Origin of the sequence: Bradyrhizobium sp. AUGA SZCCT0176 (assembly GCF_018130145.1) — a bacterium.
GTDB lineage: Bacteria > Pseudomonadota > Alphaproteobacteria > Rhizobiales > Xanthobacteraceae > Bradyrhizobium.
Genome location: NZ_JAFCMB010000001.1, coordinates 32,241 through 45,658 on the forward strand (window position 1 = coordinate 32,241; position 13,418 = coordinate 45,658).

13 protein-coding genes are annotated in these 13,418 nt (G+C 62.6%); 8 read left to right on the plus strand and 5 right to left on the minus strand.

What is annotated here, in order from left to right:
- Positions 1-44: 44 nt before the first annotated feature.
- The 6 genes from JQ600_RS00185 (at position 45) to JQ600_RS00210 (ending at position 6,043) form a co-directional block, all read left to right on the plus strand.
- Complete coding sequence (locus JQ600_RS00185) at positions 45-1,367, plus strand: murein hydrolase activator EnvC (RefSeq protein ID WP_212389502.1); 1,323 nt, start codon at positions 45-47, stop codon at positions 1,365-1,367.
- Positions 1,364-2,725 carry a S41 family peptidase gene (locus JQ600_RS00190; protein ID WP_212267728.1) on the plus strand — a complete coding sequence of 454 codons (1,362 nt, stop codon included), beginning with the start codon at positions 1,364-1,366 and terminating at the stop codon, positions 2,723-2,725. The genes JQ600_RS00185 and JQ600_RS00190 overlap by 4 nt, the downstream gene beginning before the upstream one ends.
- A 185-nt stretch (positions 2,726-2,910) precedes the next feature.
- Positions 2,911-4,116: a divergent polysaccharide deacetylase family protein gene (locus JQ600_RS00195; RefSeq protein WP_212389384.1), complete on the plus strand. Its 1,206-nt coding sequence runs from the start codon at positions 2,911-2,913 to the stop codon at positions 4,114-4,116.
- An 81-nt stretch (positions 4,117-4,197) separates the two neighbouring features.
- Positions 4,198-4,701: an RNA pyrophosphohydrolase gene (locus JQ600_RS00200; protein WP_212267721.1), complete on the plus strand. Its 504-nt coding sequence runs from the start codon at positions 4,198-4,200 to the stop codon at positions 4,699-4,701.
- 153 nt (positions 4,702-4,854) lie between these two features.
- Positions 4,855-5,364: an RNA pyrophosphohydrolase gene (locus tag JQ600_RS00205; protein ID WP_212267718.1), complete on the plus strand. Its 510-nt coding sequence runs from the start codon at positions 4,855-4,857 to the stop codon at positions 5,362-5,364.
- A 10-nt stretch (positions 5,365-5,374) separates the two neighbouring features.
- Positions 5,375-6,043 (plus strand): HAD family hydrolase, encoded by a 669-nt coding sequence (locus JQ600_RS00210; RefSeq protein ID WP_212389385.1) that lies wholly within the window; start codon positions 5,375-5,377, stop codon positions 6,041-6,043.
- A gap of 210 nt (positions 6,044-6,253) precedes the next feature.
- Here JQ600_RS00210 and JQ600_RS00215 read toward each other — a convergent pair whose 3' ends face one another.
- From JQ600_RS00215 to JQ600_RS00235, 5 genes are all read right to left on the minus strand, one after another.
- The gene (locus JQ600_RS00215) at positions 6,254-6,661 is read right to left on the minus strand and encodes a F0F1 ATP synthase subunit epsilon (RefSeq protein WP_212267712.1); all 408 of its coding nucleotides are present in this window, start codon (positions 6,659-6,661) and stop codon (positions 6,254-6,256) included.
- A 96-nt stretch (positions 6,662-6,757) separates the two neighbouring features.
- The gene (gene atpD, locus JQ600_RS00220) at positions 6,758-8,200 is read right to left on the minus strand and encodes a F0F1 ATP synthase subunit beta (RefSeq protein ID WP_212267709.1); all 1,443 of its coding nucleotides are present in this window, start codon (positions 8,198-8,200) and stop codon (positions 6,758-6,760) included.
- A gap of 58 nt (positions 8,201-8,258) precedes the next feature.
- On the minus strand, positions 8,259-9,137 hold the full coding sequence (locus JQ600_RS00225; RefSeq protein WP_212267706.1) for a F0F1 ATP synthase subunit gamma: 879 nt from the start codon (positions 9,135-9,137) through the stop codon (positions 8,259-8,261).
- A 105-nt stretch (positions 9,138-9,242) separates the two neighbouring features.
- Positions 9,243-10,772, minus strand: coding sequence for a F0F1 ATP synthase subunit alpha (gene atpA, locus JQ600_RS00230; RefSeq protein WP_212389386.1), 1,530 nt, complete (start codon positions 10,770-10,772; stop codon positions 9,243-9,245).
- Positions 10,772-11,332, minus strand: a complete 561-nt coding sequence (locus tag JQ600_RS00235; protein ID WP_192739033.1) for a F0F1 ATP synthase subunit delta — start codon at positions 11,330-11,332, stop codon at positions 10,772-10,774. Before JQ600_RS00235 ends, atpA begins: the two co-directional genes overlap by 1 nt.
- A gap of 668 nt (positions 11,333-12,000) precedes the next feature.
- Here JQ600_RS00235 and JQ600_RS00240 point away from each other — a divergent pair.
- Together JQ600_RS00240 and JQ600_RS00245 are read left to right on the plus strand one after the other, a co-directional pair.
- Positions 12,001-12,498 (plus strand): septal ring lytic transglycosylase RlpA family protein, encoded by a 498-nt coding sequence (locus JQ600_RS00240; RefSeq protein WP_212267701.1) that lies wholly within the window; start codon positions 12,001-12,003, stop codon positions 12,496-12,498.
- 104 nt (positions 12,499-12,602) lie between these two features.
- Positions 12,603-13,403: an MSMEG_1061 family FMN-dependent PPOX-type flavoprotein gene (locus JQ600_RS00245; protein ID WP_212489623.1), complete on the plus strand. Its 801-nt coding sequence runs from the start codon at positions 12,603-12,605 to the stop codon at positions 13,401-13,403.
- Positions 13,404-13,418: the final 15 nt, after the last annotated feature.

Here is a 13,418-nt window from a genome sequence, read left to right on the forward strand (position 1 = left end):
CGTCGCGTGTTCCGCTTTGCGTCGTGCTGTTGTCCGCAAGCCTGATGGGTCTTTCGATTTCGCCGGCGGCCGCGCAGGTGACGGCGCCCGCACAGCCGGCACCATCCCAGCAAGCGCCTGCCCAGCAGTTGCCTGCCCAACAAGCCGCCGCGCCTTCCCCCGAAGCTATCAAGGAACGCGAGCAGGAACTGGAAGCCGCGCGCGAGCAGCAGAAGAAGGCCGCCGAGCTGCAGCAGAAGCTTAAAGCTGATATCGCAGCGATCGGGCAGGACCGCAGCAAGCTCAACGCGCAGCTGATCGACATCGCCGCCCAGGTGCGCGGCGTGGAAACGCGCATCGGCGACGCCGAAGCGCGGCTGCGTCCGCTCGACAGCCGTGAGCAGCAGATTCGCGGCTCCCTCGACTCGCGCCGCGCCGAGATCATCGAGGTGCTGGCCGCGCTGCAGCGTGCTGGACGGCGCACACCGCCGGCGCTGCTGGTCCGCCCGGAAGACGCGCTGCAATCGCTCCGCACCGCCATGCTGCTCGGATCTGTTGTGCCCGAGCTCCGCGGTCGCGCGGAAAGATTGGCCAACGATCTCGGCGAACTCGTCGCGCTCCGCAAGACCATCGCCACCGAGCGCGATGCGCTGGCGCTCGACCGTGACAAGTTGAAAGACGATCAGGTCCGGATGGCCGCGCTGGTCGAGGAGCGGCAGCGCAAGCAGAGCGCGATCGAACGAGACATGGAAGCGGAAGCCGCGCGCGCCATCACCCTGTCCAAACAAGTCGACAGTTTGCAGGGCCTGATCGCCAAGCTGGAGCAGGACCTGAAAAGCGCCGCCAAGGCGGCCGCCACCGCCAGCCTGAAGGGGGCCCCGGTGACCCCCGGTGGCAAGCCCAATCTGGGGGCACTGAAGGATCCTGCCCGGCTCAGCCCGGCGATCGCCTTTGCCTCCGCCAAGGGATTATTCGCCCTGCCGGTCAATGGCCGCAAGATTCGCGATTTTGGCGGTTCCGACGGCGCGGGTGGCGTCGAAAAAGGCATTTCCTTGGCAACCCGGGCCGGTGCCCAGGTCACAACCCCGTGTGACGGCTGGGTTGTTTACGCCGGGCCGTTCCGCAGCTACGGACAACTCTTGATCCTCAATGCCGGTGGCGGGTATCATGTCCTGATCGCCGGGATGGAGCGCATTTCGGTTAACATCGGCCAGTTTGTACTTACGGGGGAGCCGGTCGCGACCATGGGGTCGACATCCCAGGTTGCATCCATTCTCGCCACCACCGCGAGTCAGCCCGTGCTCTATGTTGAGTTCCGTAAGGACGGCACTCCAATCGATCCAGGCCCATGGTGGGCCGCAAATGAAGGCGAAAAGGTTCGCGGATGATGCGCAAGACTTCAGTAATTCTCCTCAGCGCCGCCACCGGCGCAGCATTGACGCTCTTCGTGACGCAGCCTCGTTCTGTGCTGATGGGATCGGTCGCGCGTGCGGCGACCTCGGATACCTATCGCCAGCTCAATCTGTTCGGCGATGTATTCGAGCGCGTGCGCAGCGACTACGTCGAGAAGCCGGACGATTCCAAGCTGGTCGAGTCCGCCATCTCGGGCATGCTGGCCGGTCTCGATCCGCATTCCAGCTACATGGACGCCAAGAGCTTCCGCGACATGCAGGTGCAGACCCGCGGTGAGTTCGGCGGCCTCGGCATCGAAGTCACGATGGAAGACGGTCTGATCAAGGTCGTGTCCCCGATCGACGACACGCCGGCGTCGAAGGCCGGCATCATGGCCAACGACATCATCACCAATCTCGACGACGAAGCCGTGCAGGGTCTCACCCTCAACCAGGCCGTCGAGAAGATGCGCGGGCCGGTCAACACCAAGATCCGGCTCAAGATCATCCGCAAGGGCCAGGACAATCCGATCGAAGTCACGCTGGTACGCGACAATATCCGCGTCCGCTCGGTGCGCGCCCGCGTCGAAAGCGAAGATATCGCCTATATCCGCATCACGACCTTCAACGAACAGACCACCGAGGGCCTCAAGCGCGAGATCGGCAATCTGACGAATCAGATCGGCGCCGACAAGCTGAAGGGCTTCATCATCGACATGCGCAACAATCCCGGCGGCTTGCTGGAGGAAGCGGTGACGGTTTCCGACACCTTCCTCGAGCGCGGCGAGATCGTCTCGACCCGCGGCCGCAATGCCGAGGAAACCCAGCGCCGCGCTGCGCATGTCGGCGACCTGACAAAGGGCAAGCCGGTGATCGTGCTGATCAACGGTGGCTCCGCCTCCGCTTCCGAAATCGTGGCGGGTGCGCTGCAGGACCACAAGCGCGCGACGCTGATCGGTACCCGCTCTTTCGGCAAGGGCTCGGTCCAGACCATCATCCCGCTCGGCAGCGGCAACGGCGCGCTGCGTCTGACCACCGCGCGCTATTACACGCCGTCGGGCAAATCTATCCAGGCCAAAGGCATCGTTCCCGATATCGAGGTGCTGCAGGACGTCCCCGACGAGCTGAAGTCGCGTACCGACACCAAGGGCGAAGCCTCGCTCCGCGGCCATCTGAAGAACGACGGCGACGAGAAGACCGGCTCGCAATCCTACGTGCCGCCGGACGCCAAGGACGACAAGGCGCTGAAGACCGCGGCCGACCTGCTGCACGGCATCAAGTCTACCGCCACCGCGGCGCCCGCGACCGGCGACAAGGCGGCGATCGACAAGCCCGCCACCAAGGCGGCGAACTGATCGAACCCAAGTCTGTTCGAACCTAAGTCAATTCCCGTGAAAAAGGGCGGCCTTCGGGCCGCCCTTTTTTTGCCGGTTCCAACTATCCCCCGCGGCATCCCGGGGTGGACGGCTTTTGAGCGGGTCGCGAGCGTTCGAATCCGGTCCATCGTGGTATCGTCGGCGCGGTTGATTCGGGGAGGTCCATGACGGAAACGGCCGACGAGCTGAGCACGCCGCTCGGACAGGAAACCAAGCGCAAAAAGCGCCGGTTCCGGCTGCCGTTCACCGCGATGCAGGCACTGGCCGTGCTGCTTGGCCTGTTCCTGGTCGGCTTTGCCACCATCGCCCTGTTTACGGACAATCCCTTTGGCGGCGAGCCGGTCGCGCACGTCGCCATGCGCAAGACGCCCGTGGCTGACGAGAAAGCCACCGCGGCCGCGTCCGGTCCCGTCGAGCAGGCTGCGAAATCCGCGCCCAAACAGACTGCGGCCGGCGAGAACAAGACTGTCACCATCATCGACGGATCCAGCGGCAAGCGGCAGGACGTCGTGATCGGCGGCGATGCCGGCAACAACAACGATGCGGAGACAGCGCCCGCAACCGCGATGGCCGGCATCGATCCGCGCCTGCTGGAGAAGTCGCGCTACGGCATGATCCCGGTGGTTGCCGACGGCCTGAAGCCGTTTACGGTCTATGCCGCCGACGCCGACCGCGCGAAGGCCGCCAAAATGCCCGTTGTCGCTATCGTCGTTGGAGGCCTCGGTGTCGGCGCCGCCAAGACGGTTGATGCCATCATGAAGTTGCCGCCCGCCGTGACGCTGGCGTTCACGCCCTACGGGGCCGACCCGACGAAACTCGCCGAGCGCGCGCGGGCGCAACGCCACGAGATCCTGCTGCAGGTCCCGATGGAGCCGTTCGATTATCCCGACAACGATCCCGGCCCGCAGACCCTGCTGACGACGCTGGCGCCCGAGCAGAATATCGACCGTCTGTATTGGCATATGAGCCGGATCCAGGGCTATGCGGGGATCGCCAACTTCATGGGCGCGCGCTTCGTGGCGACGGACGCCGTGATGCAGCCGATCCTCCGCGAGGCGGCCAAGCGCGGCCTCGGCTATCTCGATGACGGCTCCACCCCGCGTAGCGCCGCCCCCGCATTGGCGGCGGGTCAGGCGATGCCCTTCACCAAGGCCGATTTCACCATCGACGCGGTGCCGACCTCGGCCGAGATCGACCGGACGCTGCTCAAGCTCGAAACCTTGGCCAAGGAACGCGGCTTGGCCGTCGGCGTCGCCTCTGCCCTGCCGATTTCGATCGAGCGGATCGCCGCCTGGATCAAGACGCTCGAGAACCGTGGCATCCTGCTTGTGCCATTGACAACGGCGATGCTGAAATCAAAATCAGGCTAGGGATCAACCTGATGGCGCCGATCCGGCATTGCCGGCTTCGCCCGCCTGATCGCTCGAACTGTGTGTAGGAAACCTGACGGAATGGCGCGCTACGAAGACCTGCCTTACCGGACATGCGTCGGCATGATGCTGATCAACGCAGCGGGGCTGGTCTTCATCGGTCGCCGCGCCGGAGGCATCGAGCATGTCGACGAGACGCACGTCTGGCAGATGCCGCAAGGCGGCGTCGACCCCGGTGAGGACACTTGGGCGGCGGCGAAGCGCGAGCTCTACGAGGAAACCAGCGTCCGATCGGTGGAGAAGCTCGGCGAGGTCTCCGACTGGCTGATCTACGACATTCCGCGCACCGTGGCCGGCCGGACCTGGAAGGGCCGTTACCGCGGGCAGCGCCAGAAATGGTTTGCGGTCCGCTTCACCGGCAAGGATAGCGAGATCAATGTCGCGAGCCCCGGCGGCGGCCACAAGGCCGAATTCATCAGTTGGCGCTGGGAGCCGATGAAGAATCTTCCGAATCTGATCGTGCCGTTCAAGCGGCCGGTCTATGAACGCGTGGTGAAGGAATTTTCCGGCCTCGCGGGCAAGTAATGTATCCGTCATTCCGGGGCGTGAGCGAAGCGAGCGAACTACGATGTGCTATTGCACAGCGGAGAATCTCGAGATTCCCCGATGCGCAGTTTGCGCATCTGTGATCTGGTCCTTCGGACCATCCCGGAATGACGCCAAACGCATCAACCTTCGATGACAGATACAAAACCCTACCGCCCCAATGTCGGGATCGCCCTGTTCAATGCCGCCGGTCAGGTGCTGATCGGCCGGCGCTTTCGCGACGATGGACCCGAGATCATCCTCCCCGGTCTCGAATGGCAGATGCCGCAGGGCGGCATCGACGCCGACGAGAACCCGCGCGATGCCGTGATGCGCGAACTCTGGGAGGAGACCGGCGCAGTCAGCGCCGAGCATCTCGGTGAAACCGACTGGATGACTTACGAGTTTCCGCCCTATGACGGTCCGCCCTCGCATCGCCTCGCAAAATTCCGCGGCCAGCGGCAGAAATGGTTCGCCCTGCGCTACACCGGGCGCGACGACGAGATCGACCCGCTGACGCCGCGCAACGGGCAGCCGGCCGAATTCGACCAATGGCGTTGGGAACGGCTCGACCGCGTCGCCGATCTCGTGGTGCCGTTCCGGCGCGAGGTGTACATGGCCGTCGCCGCGGCGTTCGCACGATTTTCAACCACGCCGACTTGAGAAAGTGCCGATGCCGATCCGCGCGATATTTTTCGACGTTGGCGAGACGCTGATCGACGAAACGCGCCTGCTGCACGGCTGGGCCGACACCATGGGCGTCGATAGGGCCGAGTTTCTGGCCGTGCTCGACGATATCATTGCCAAAGGCGAAAATTACCGCCTGATCTTCGAGCGGCTGCGGCCGGGTTTTGACGTCCGTGCCGCCGCCGCCGAGCGCAAGCGAAGCGGAACTGATTTCAGGATTGAAGCGCGCGATCTCTATGCCGACGCCAGGGCATGCCTGTCCGAACTGACGCAAGACGGCTGGTTTGTCGGTATCGCCGGCAATCAGCCGCCCACGGCCAAGGCGGCGCTCGAATCGTTCGGCCTGGAGGCCAGATTGATCACGACCTCGGCGGAGCTCGGCGTCGACAAGCCTTCGCTCGATTTCTATCGCGAGACCCTCGCGAAGACCTCCACAATGTCCGAGTTCGATCCAGCCGAAGTGCTCTATGTCGGTGACCGTCTCGATAACGACGTCATTCCGGCACGGAATTTTGGCATGAAGACCGCCTTACTTGAACGCGGCCCTTGGGGTCGCAACCATGTTCGCTGGCCCGATGCCGCGCTCGCCGATTTCATACTGAAAGATCTGGCCGGATTGCCGGCATTGCTGCGCGGGATGAAAGCGCAGAGCTGATATAAGCCGCTAGTTCGGTCCGACCGTGACTGGTCCGATCGCGGCGATGCGGCAATCAGTGTCGCGCTTGGCGCACCCGCTGAGAGCTTCGTTGACCGGGGCGGCTCGCGAAAGAAATACTGCCGCAAAAAAGTTCAGCGCCCGTCACGGTGTGACGAGCGCTGGTGTTATCAGGGGCCTTCATTGCGCCCCGGAGCGGGACCCCGGGGCTTAATGCATCGCCGTCGTGCTGATCTGGTGCTCGATGCTCTTGAAGTGATCGAGCCGCTCGATGGCGTGGTCGAGTTCGGAGCCTTCCTTCTCGGCGAGCTTGGCTTCCATCTCGGCAATCGTCTCGGCGAACTGCGTCCTGTCGAGCTCCTGCGTCGAGATGGCGACGTCGGCGAGCACGGTGAGGCCCTTCTCCGACACTTCGGCAAGGCCACCAAGCACGATGATCTTCTGATGCGTGCCGCCGGAGGTGATGGTCAAGATGCCCGGACGGACTGCGGCCACAACCGGCGCATGGCCGGCCAGCACGCCGAAATCGCCTTCGACGCCGGGCACGTCAACCTGATCGACTTCGCCGGAGAAGGCGAGTTTTTCGGGGGAGACCAGATCGAAGTGGAAGGTGGCCATGGAGTAGTCCTGCGAATAGGAAGTGGCGCGTAGCGAATAGTGAGTGGCGAATGGAAAGGCGAATATCTATTCGCTACTCCCTGTTCGCCATTCGCCTTAGGCTGCCTCGGCAGCCAGCTTCTTGCCCTTCTCGACGGCTTCTTCAATGTTGCCGACCATGTAGAAGGCCGCTTCCGGCAGATGGTCGTACTTGCCTTCGCACAATCCGCGGAAGCCCTTGATGGTGTCGGCGAGGTCGACGAACTTGCCGGGCGAGCCGGTGAACACTTCGGCGACATGGAACGGCTGCGACAGGAAGCGCTCGATCTTGCGGGCGCGGGCAACCGCGATCTTGTCCTCTTCGGAGAGTTCGTCCATGCCGAGAATGGCGATGATGTCCTGCAGCGACTTGTAGCGCTGCAACACCTGCTGAACCATACGCGCGGTCTCATAGTGCTCCTGGCCGACGACCAGCGGGGACAGCATGCGGGAGGTCGAGTCGAGCGGATCCACCGCGGGGTAGATGCCCTTTTCCGAAATCGCGCGGTTCAACACCGTGGTCGCGTCCAAATGGGCGAACGAGGTTGCGGGCGCCGGGTCGGTCAAGTCGTCGGCCGGCACGTAGATCGCCTGCACCGAGGTGATCGAGCCCTTGTGCGTGGTGGTGATGCGCTCCTGCAGCGCGCCCATGTCGGTGGCGAGCGTCGGCTGGTAACCCACCGCCGAAGGAATACGACCCAAGAGCGCCGACACTTCCGAGCCTGCCTGGGTGAAGCGGAAGATGTTGTCGACGAAGAACAGCACGTCCTGGCCCTGATCGCGGAAGTGCTCGGCGACGGTAAGGCCGGTAAGGCCGACGCGGGCGCGGGCGCCCGGGGGTTCGTTCATCTGACCGAACACCAGCGCGCATTTCGACTTCACGTTCGGATCGGGATTGTGCGGATCGGCGTTGACCTTCGACTCGATGAACTCGTGATAGAGGTCGTTGCCTTCGCGGGTACGCTCGCCGACGCCGGCGAACACCGAGTAACCGCCGTGCGCCTTCGCGACGTTGTTGATCAGTTCCTGAATCAGCACGGTCTTGCCGACGCCGGCGCCGCCGAACAGGCCGATCTTGCCGCCCTTGGCGTAGGGCGCCAGCAGGTCGACGACCTTGATGCCGGTGACGAGAATTTCAGCTTCGGTGGACTGGTCGGTATAGCTCGGCGCTTCCGCATGGATCGGCCGCATGCCTTCCGACACCACCGGACCGGCTTCATCGATCGGTTCGCCGATCACGTTGATGATGCGGCCGAGCGTGCCGGCACCGACCGGCACCATGATCGGCGCGCCAGTATCGGTAACCTCACCGCCGCGGACCAGGCCCTCGGTGGTGTCCATGGCGATGGTGCGCACCGTGGATTCGCCGAGATGCTGGGCGACTTCAAGCACCAGACGGTTACCATTGTTGGTGGTCTCAATCGCGTTCAGAATGGCGGGCAGATGCCCTTCGAACTGCACGTCGACGACGGCGCCGATGACCTGGACGATGTGTCCGGTCTGGTTTGCTGCTGCGGCCATAAAACTCTCTCCTTCGAATTCTTGTCTCTGGAAGTCCGTCAGGGTGTCGCGCGAATGGCTAGAGTGCCTCGGCGCCGGAGATGATTTCGATCAGCTCCTTGGTGATCTGGGCCTGACGGGTGCGGTTGTAGATAAGGGTCTGCTTGCGGATCATGTCGCCGGCGTTGCGGGTGGCGTTGTCCATCGCGCTCATCTGCGCGCCGTAGAACGAAGCGTTGTTTTCCAGCAGCGCGCGGAAGATCTGCACCGCGAGATTGCGCGGCAACAGGCGCGTCAGGATCTCGTCTTCTTCCGGCTCATATTCGTAGGACGTCGACGGACCGGCATTCGCGGCCGGCTCTTCAACCACCAGCGGGATGATCTGCTGCGCGGTCGGGATCTGGGAGATCACGGATTTGAAGCGCGAATAGAACAGCGTGCAGACGTCGAATTCGCCGGCGTCGAAGCGCGCCAGGACCTTCCTGGCGATATCCTCGGCATTGATGAAGCCGAGCTGACGCACCGATTTCAGGTCGAGATGTTCGACGATCTGCTTGTCGAACTGGCGGCGGAGCTGCTCGTAGCCCTTCCGGCCGACGCAGAAGAACTTGACCTCTTTGCCTTGGGCGATCAGCGACAGCGCGCGTTCGCGCGCCAGACGCACGATCGAGGAATTGAACGCGCCCGACAGACCACGCTCGCCGGTGCAAACCAGCAGCAGGTGAACCTGATCGTTACCGGTACCGGCCAACAGCGCCGGCGCGCCGGGTGAACCCGCGGCTGCGGTTGCGATGTTCGAGATCACCGCGTCCATTTTTTCCGCGTAGGGCCGCGCCGCTTCGGCGGCGGTCTGCGCGCGGCGCAGCTTGGAGGCTGCGACCATCTGCATGGCCTTGGTGATCTTCTGCGTCGCCTTGGTCGAGGCGATGCGGACCCGCATGTCTTTCAGTGAAGCCATTCTTAGTTCACCCCGGCGATCTGATCTCTATGACCTGATCGCAAGCCCTCTTTCATCAGGCCCGGCGTTAAGCCGGGCCAAACCTTTAGTTAGTCGGCCGGCACATCAAGCAAGCGTCTTGGAAAAACCTTCGACGACCGCCTTCAGCTTGCCCGCGGTATCGTCGCTGAGATCGCGGCTTTCGCGGATGCTATTGAGGATCTCGACGTTCTTGCCGCGCAGCAACGACAGCAGGCCGTCTTCGAAGGGGCGCACCTTGTTGAGCGGGAGCGCATCGAGATAGCCGTTGGTGCCGGCCCAGATCACACAGACCTGTTCTTCCATCTTCAGCGGCGAGAACTGCGGCTGCTTCAGGAGTTCGGTCAGGCGCGAACCGCGATTCAGCAGGCGCTGGGTCGAGGCGTCGAGGTCGGAGCCGAACTGCGCGAACGCCGCCATTTCGCGGTACTGCGCCAGTTCGCCCTTGATCTTGCCGGCGACCTTTTTCATCGCCTTGGTCTGCGCCGACGATCCGACGCGCGACACCGACAGACCGACGTTCACCGCCGGGCGGATGCCCTGGAAGAACAGGTCGGTTTCCAGGAAGATCTGGCCGTCGGTAATCGAAATCACGTTGGTCGGAATGTAGGCCGACACGTCGTTGGCCTGGGTTTCAATGACCGGCAGCGCGGTCAGCGAACCCGAGCCCTGATCCTTGTTGAGCTTGGCCGCACGCTCGAGCAGGCGGGAATGCAGATAGAACACGTCGCCCGGATAGGCTTCGCGGCCCGGCGGGCGGCGCAGCAGCAGCGACATCTGGCGATACGCGACGGCCTGCTTGGACAAATCGTCATAGATGATGACGGCGTGCATGCCGTTGTCGCGGAAATATTCACCCATGGTGCAGCCGGTGAACGGCGCGATGTACTGCATTGGCGCCGGATCGGAAGCGGTGGCTGCAACGATGATCGAGTATTCCAGCGCGCCCTGCTCTTCGAGCACTTTCACGAACTGGGCAACGGTCGAACGCTTCTGGCCGATCGCGACATAGACGCAATACAGCTTGAGGTTCTCGTCCGGCTGCGCGTTGAGCGGCTTCTGGTTCAGAATGGTGTCGAGCGCAATCGCGGTCTTGCCGGTCTGGCGGTCGCCGATGATCAGCTCGCGCTGGCCGCGGCCGACCGGGATCAGCGCGTCGATCGCCTTGAGGCCGGTCGCCATCGGCTCGTTGACTGACTTGCGCGGAATGATGCCGGGCGCCTTGACGTCGACCCGCTTGCGTTCGGTGGCATGGATCGGACCCTTGCCGTCGATCGGATTGCCGAGCGCGTCGACGACGCGTCCGAGCAGGCCCTTGCCGACCGGCGTATCGACGATGGCGCGGGTGCGCTTGACGGTCTGGCCTTCCTTGATCTCGCGGTCGGCGCCGAAGATCACGATACCGACGTTGTCGGTTTCGAGGTTGAGCGCCATGCCGCGGGTGCCGTTCTCGAACTCGACCATCTCACCGGCCTGGACGTTGTCGAGGCCGTAGACGCGGGCAATGCCGTCGCCGACGGACAACACCTGTCCGACTTCGGTAACTTCAGCCTCCTGGCCGAAATTCTTGATCTGGTCCTTGAGGATCGCGGAAATTTCCGCGGCGCGGATGTCCATCAGCCTGCCTCTTTCATCGCGTGCTTGATCGAATTGAGTTTGGTGCGAAGCGAACTATCCACCATGCGGCTGCCGAGCTTGACCACCAGGCCGCCGATAATAGAGGGATCGACTTTCACGTTGAGCGCGACGTCCTTGCCCGTCACTGATTTCAGTGCGGTCTTGAGAGCGTCGAGATTCTTGTCGCTGAGCGCTTCGGCGACGGTGACGTCTGCCGTAGCCTCGCCCTTGAACTTCGCCACCAGCGCGCGGAAGGCGCGGATCACGTCGCCGACGGCGAACAGCCGGCGATTGGCGGTCAGGACTTTGAGAAATTTGGCAGAAGTGCCCGAAATTCCGGCCTTGTCGAGAATCGCGGTGAGCGCCTTCGACTGCGCATCTGCCGAGAATACCGGACTGCGGACCAGGCGCTTCAAATCAGCGCTGTCGGCCAGCATGGCCTCGAATCTATCGAGATCGGCTTTTACTGCGTCGATCGATTTCTCGTCGCGCGCCAACTCGAACAAGGCCGTTGCATAACGGCCTGACACTCCCGAAACGGACGGATCTTCAGCAGCCACAGAGACGCTCTTTTTTGCTGTCAAACTCGCAAGGGAAAAACCGTCGCCACGGAAGCGGCGCCTAGCGATCCAAGCCCTTGGAATTCAAGCGGGACTTCGATTTTCGACCGGCACGAGAGGTGCCGGGATCGTTAAAATCGCGGCTTTGCTAACATAGCAAGCGCGCAGGTGCAACATGACGGCGCGCGCGGGCGATGCCTAGTCGCACGACTATTTTAATTGGCCTCTAATCCAATTTTCCAAGGCAAGTTTTTCAGCGCCAGTTCGCAGCGAAACGCCCGTCACGATTTTGCCGCGCAGGCCCGCGCCGGAACGGCGCGTCAGCGACAAGCTCAATCGTTCCGCCCGTATTTGCATGGGCGCCATGTATCTCCGGAACAACCCGAATCCGGTTCCCCGCCGTTTACTTGCCGTAACGTCGCGAACACTAACGAACACTTAACTCATCAATAATTCCAAGTATTGGAATGGTTAAAAATTCGTTAAAGCAATGTATTAATAAATATGATTCGATTAGTTGATCTAGGTAACAAGATATGTCAGCCAGCGAAAAACGAGGATTACTGCCCAATTCATGCCTCATTGCCTAATCAAACGGCCATCTCACACACGGGAACGGGGGTTCCACTTGTCACATATGTGGCAATACTGTCTGAGGGATTATTTATATGTTGAATACGAAGAACCTGCTGCCGGGATCTATCATCCGGTCGCGTACAGCGTTCGCTTTGATTGCCGCAACTCTCCTGGCCGGTGGCAGCATTACCGAAGCTTCGGCCAAATCCAGGCACCACCGTCATCACCATCACCATTCCCACCACGCCCAAAAGGCCAACAGCAATTGGCAGGACGCCAACGCCTCGATCGGCTCAAGCTCCGGGCGCAGCTTCTCGGGCATGGCTTCCTTTTACGGCAATGAATCCGGCAGCAAGACCGCGTCCGGCCAGCGTTTCAACCAGAACGCCATGACCGCCGCCCACCGCAGCCTGCCGTTCGGCACCAAGCTCAGGGTGACCCATGGCGGCCGCAGCGTCATCGTCACCATCAACGACCGCGGCCCGTTCATTAAGGGGCGCGTGCTCGACCTTTCGACCGGCGCTGCCAGCGCGGTCGGACTGACCCGCGCCAAGGGCGTCGGCCGCATCACCGCCGAGGTCGTCTCCTAAAAGCGCTGATCAAGCGCCGTTTCCGGTTCAACAGACCTGGTAAGCGTTGCGTAGCGTAACGATCGCGGAATCTTTCGCGCACCGATAAGGGCCTGCCGTCGCAAATGACGGCAGGCTTTTTATTTGGGCGCGCTCGAGCCGGCAGGGCCACTCGCTGCTACCCCGCCCGCACGGCGCGGAGCCGCTCTGGCCACCACGGTGGCAGGAGGATCGTGCTAGGTTCCGAAGGCAACAGGCGCACCGCCTTCCGCAGCCTTGAACCAGCACTGACGAGATCGATCATGAGCCAGATCAAAACCGTGGAACAACTGAGAAATGTTCTTCCCGAACCCCGGGCGACCACCAAGGCCAAGATAGCTCCCTATCTCGACGAACAGGCGATCGATTTCCTGCAAACGTGCCCGTTTGGGCTGATGGCCACGGCCGGTCGCGACGGGCCGATCGAGGTATCGCCGAAAGGCGACGAGCCCGGGTTCGTCCGCGTCGAAAATGAAACAACGGTTCTGCTCCCGGAACGGGCGGGCAACAACCTTGCGTTCGGCCTGCAGAACATCATCGAGACCGGCCGGATCGGGGTGATTTTCCTGCGCCCCCGGACCGGCGAGACGCTGCGGCTCTCGGGCCGGGCCGAGATCTTTGACGATGCCGAACTGCTGGCAACACTTGGCAAGGAAGGCCGCCCGGCGCTGCTGGCGATCCGGATCCATATCGAACGCTGCTATTTCCACTGCGCGCGCTCGGTGCTCCGGTCAAAGCTCTGGCAACCCGAGCATTGGCCGGAACCCAAGCGCATCTCGTTCGGAAAAGTCTTCGCGGCGAGGGCCGGCGCCGACGAGGATCAGGCGGCGAAAATCGATGCCTTTGTCGAGCAGGGATACACGACCAATCTGTGGTCGAATGGTTGAGGTGGACTGCCACCC

What these genes read in the sequence shown, in the direction of transcription:
- JQ600_RS00185 (WP_212389502.1), top strand. Translation starts at nt 45, where the DNA reads ATGGGTCTTTCGATTTCGCCGGCGGCCGCGCAGGTGACGGCGCCCGCA.
- JQ600_RS00190 (WP_212267728.1), top strand. Translation starts at nt 1,364, where the DNA reads ATGATGCGCAAGACTTCAGTAATTCTCCTCAGCGCCGCCACCGGCGCA.
- JQ600_RS00195 (WP_212389384.1), top strand. Translation starts at nt 2,911, where the DNA reads ATGACGGAAACGGCCGACGAGCTGAGCACGCCGCTCGGACAGGAAACC.
- JQ600_RS00200 (WP_212267721.1), top strand. Translation starts at nt 4,198, where the DNA reads ATGGCGCGCTACGAAGACCTGCCTTACCGGACATGCGTCGGCATGATG.
- JQ600_RS00205 (WP_212267718.1), top strand. Translation starts at nt 4,855, where the DNA reads ATGACAGATACAAAACCCTACCGCCCCAATGTCGGGATCGCCCTGTTC.
- JQ600_RS00210 (WP_212389385.1), top strand. Translation starts at nt 5,375, where the DNA reads ATGCCGATCCGCGCGATATTTTTCGACGTTGGCGAGACGCTGATCGAC.
- JQ600_RS00215 (WP_212267712.1), bottom strand. Translation starts at nt 6,661, where the DNA reads ATGGCCACCTTCCACTTCGATCTGGTCTCCCCCGAAAAACTCGCCTTC.
- atpD (WP_212267709.1), bottom strand. Translation starts at nt 8,200, where the DNA reads ATGGCCGCAGCAGCAAACCAGACCGGACACATCGTCCAGGTCATCGGC.
- JQ600_RS00225 (WP_212267706.1), bottom strand. Translation starts at nt 9,137, where the DNA reads ATGGCTTCACTGAAAGACATGCGGGTCCGCATCGCCTCGACCAAGGCG.
- atpA (WP_212389386.1), bottom strand. Translation starts at nt 10,772, where the DNA reads ATGGACATCCGCGCCGCGGAAATTTCCGCGATCCTCAAGGACCAGATC.
- JQ600_RS00240 (WP_212267701.1), top strand. Translation starts at nt 12,001, where the DNA reads ATGTTGAATACGAAGAACCTGCTGCCGGGATCTATCATCCGGTCGCGT.
- JQ600_RS00245 (WP_212489623.1), top strand. Translation starts at nt 12,603, where the DNA reads ATGACGGCAGGCTTTTTATTTGGGCGCGCTCGAGCCGGCAGGGCCACT.